This is a genomic window from Ectothiorhodospira lacustris, assembly GCF_022227785.1.
Classification (GTDB): Bacteria; Pseudomonadota; Gammaproteobacteria; order Ectothiorhodospirales; family Ectothiorhodospiraceae; genus Ectothiorhodospira; species Ectothiorhodospira lacustris.
The window spans coordinates 1-2,716 of the sequence record NZ_JAJNQM010000146.1 but is presented as its reverse complement, the minus strand read 5'-3'; the positions used below and the strand labels follow the sequence as shown (position 1 = coordinate 2,716).

The 2,716-nt window shown below is 62.5% G+C and carries 2 protein-coding genes; both read left to right on the top strand.

Annotated elements, in window-relative coordinates:
• Positions 1 to 1,863: alanine--tRNA ligase (gene alaS / locus LQ952_RS15650; protein ID WP_238623544.1), on the top strand; the 1,863-nt coding region annotated here is incomplete at its 5' end.
• Between the two features lie 93 nt (positions 1,864 to 1,956).
• Positions 1,957 to 2,716: aspartate kinase (locus LQ952_RS15645; RefSeq protein ID WP_238623543.1), on the top strand; the 760-nt coding region annotated here is incomplete at its 3' end.

Sequence of the window (2,716 nt, the reverse complement as noted above, 5' to 3'; positions counted from 1 at the left end):
CTATTCCGGCACCTGCTGGCAGCGGTCGGGCGCCTGGCGGGTACCAGCGACACCCATGCGCCGTCCTTCAAGGTCATTGCGGATCACATCCGCTCCTGCAGTTTCATGATCACCGACGGCGTGATGCCCGCCAACGACGGCCGCGGCTATGTGTTGCGCCGGATCATTCGCCGTGCCGCCCGTCACGGCCACAAGCTTGGCCTGAACGAACCCTTCTTCCACAAGCTGGTCGACACGCTGGTGCAGGAGATGGGGGATGCCTACCCGGAGTTGGTCAAGGCCCAGGCCCAGGTGGAGCAGGTGTTGCTGCTGGAGGAGCAGCGCTTCCAGGAAACCCTGGAGCATGGCCTCAAGCACCTGGAGGAAGGGCTCGGCCGCATTGCCGACAAGACCATTCCCGGTGGTCTTGTCTTCAAGCTCTATGACACCTACGGCTTTCCGGTGGACCTGACCGGTGACATCGCCCGGGAAAAAGGACTGGAGCTGGACATGGCCGGTTTTGAACACGAGATGGAACAGCAGCGCGACCGCGCCCGGGCCGCCAGCAGCTTCAAGATGGCTGATGCCGGCACTATGGCCGTGGGTGTGGCGGATTCGGATTTCGTCGGTTACGAAGCCGTGGCCGGCGATGCCCGGGTAGTGCGTTTGGCCGCCGGTCCTGATCGTCAGGGTTGTGAAACCCTCAATGAGTCGGAAGAGGGCAGTGTGGTGCTGGATAGCACTCCCTTCTATGCCGAGTCCGGTGGCCAGGTGGGCGATACCGGCGTGATCGAAGGTCCCGAGGGCGAGTTCCAGGTCACCGACACCGTCAAGCAGGGCGGGGTCTTCATTCACCACGGACTGATGCTGCGGGGTCGTCTGAAGAGCGGTGATCCGGTCCGTACTCGGGTCAACGAGGACCGGCGTCAGGCGGTGGTGCTGAATCACTCCGCCACCCACCTGCTCCACGCCGCCCTGCGGGAGGTTTTGGGGGACCATGTGCAGCAGAAAGGCTCCCTGGTGGCGCCGGACCGGCTGCGTTTCGACTTCTCCCATTTCGAGCCCCTCACCCAGGATCAGATCGAGTGCCTGGAAGCCATGGTCAACCGCGCCATTCGGGCCAACGTGGTGGCCGAGGCCCGCGTCATGCCCATCAAGGAAGCCCTGGCTGCCGGCGCCATGGCCCTGTTCGGCGAAAAATATGGCGACGAGGTGCGGGTGCTCTCCCTGGGGGGCTTCTCCACCGAACTGTGCGGCGGCATCCATGTGCAGCGCACCGGTGATATCGGGATATTCAAGATCATCGGCGAGGGGGGCGTGGCTTCGGGCGTCCGCCGGATCGAGGCGGTGACCGGTGAAAACGCCCTGCACCATGTCGGCGCAACAGAGCAGCAACTCTCCCGTGCGGCGGAATTGCTGCGGGCCGGCCGCGTTGATCTGGTGGATAAGGTACAGCAGGTGGTGGAGCGGGTCCGCGGCCTGGAAAAGGAATTGGAGGCGCTCAAGGCCAAACTGGCTTCCCAGGCCGGTTCCAGCCTGTCCGATCAGGCGGTGGAGATCAACGGTGTGAAGGTTCTGGCCGCGCGTCTGGATGGCGCTGATCCCAAGTCCCTGCGGGACACCGTGGACCAACTCAAGAACAAGCTGGGCGAGGCGGTGATCGTGCTGGCCACCGTGCAGGACGACAAGGTCAGTCTGGTGGCCGGTGTGACCAAGGGTCATGTCGGTGCCATCAAGGCCGGCGAACTGGTAAATCAGGTCGCTCAGCAGGTGGGTGGCCGCGGTGGCGGTCGTCCGGACATGGCCATGGCCGGGGGTACCCGACCCGAAGGGCTGGATGAAGCCCTCGCCTCGGTCACGCAATGGGTTCAAGCCCGTCTTTGATTGCATGGGCGGTACCCGGCATTCGATGAACGGTTCTTCCACATGGCAAGGCAGTTATTGTCTAATGACAAGCCTATACCTAAGTAAAATGATATGTCTTTAATCGTCCAAAAATACGGCGGTACCTCGGTCGGCAGTGTTGAACGCATCCAGAATGTGGCCGACAAGGTCATTGCGGCGCGCAGACAGGGGCATGAAGTGGTGGTGGTGGTCTCCGCCATGAGCGGTGAGACCGACCGGCTGCTGGGTCTGGCCAGAAGCATTCGTTCCAACATCGACGGCCGTGAGCTGGATGTGCTGCTCTCCACCGGAGAACAGGTCACCATTGCCCTGCTGGCTATGGCGCTGGAGGCTAAGGGTTGCCCGGCTCGTTCCTACACCGGTGCTCAGGTACAGATTCTCACCGACAGCGCCCACAACAAGGCCCGTATCCGTGAGATCGATGGTGCCCGTGTGCGCCGTGATCTGGCGGATGGCAAGGTGGTGGTGGTAGCCGGGTTCCAGGGCGTGGACGAGATGGGCAACATCACCACGCTGGGTCGTGGCGGTTCCGATACCACGGCCGTGGCCCTGGCTGCTGCCCTCAAGGCCGACGAATGTCAGATCTTCACCGATGTAGACGGGGTGTACACCACTGATCCCCGCGTCGTACCCAAGGCCCGCCGGCTGGATCGCATCACCTTCGAGGAGATGCTGGAAATGGCCAGCCTGGGTTCCAAGGTTCTGCAGATACGCGCCGTCGAATTCGCCGGCAAATACAATGTACCGCTGCGTGTTCTATCCTCTTTTCAGGAAGGGGAAGGCACGCTCATCACTTTTGAGGAAGAGAGCATGGAGCAGGCGCTCATTTCCG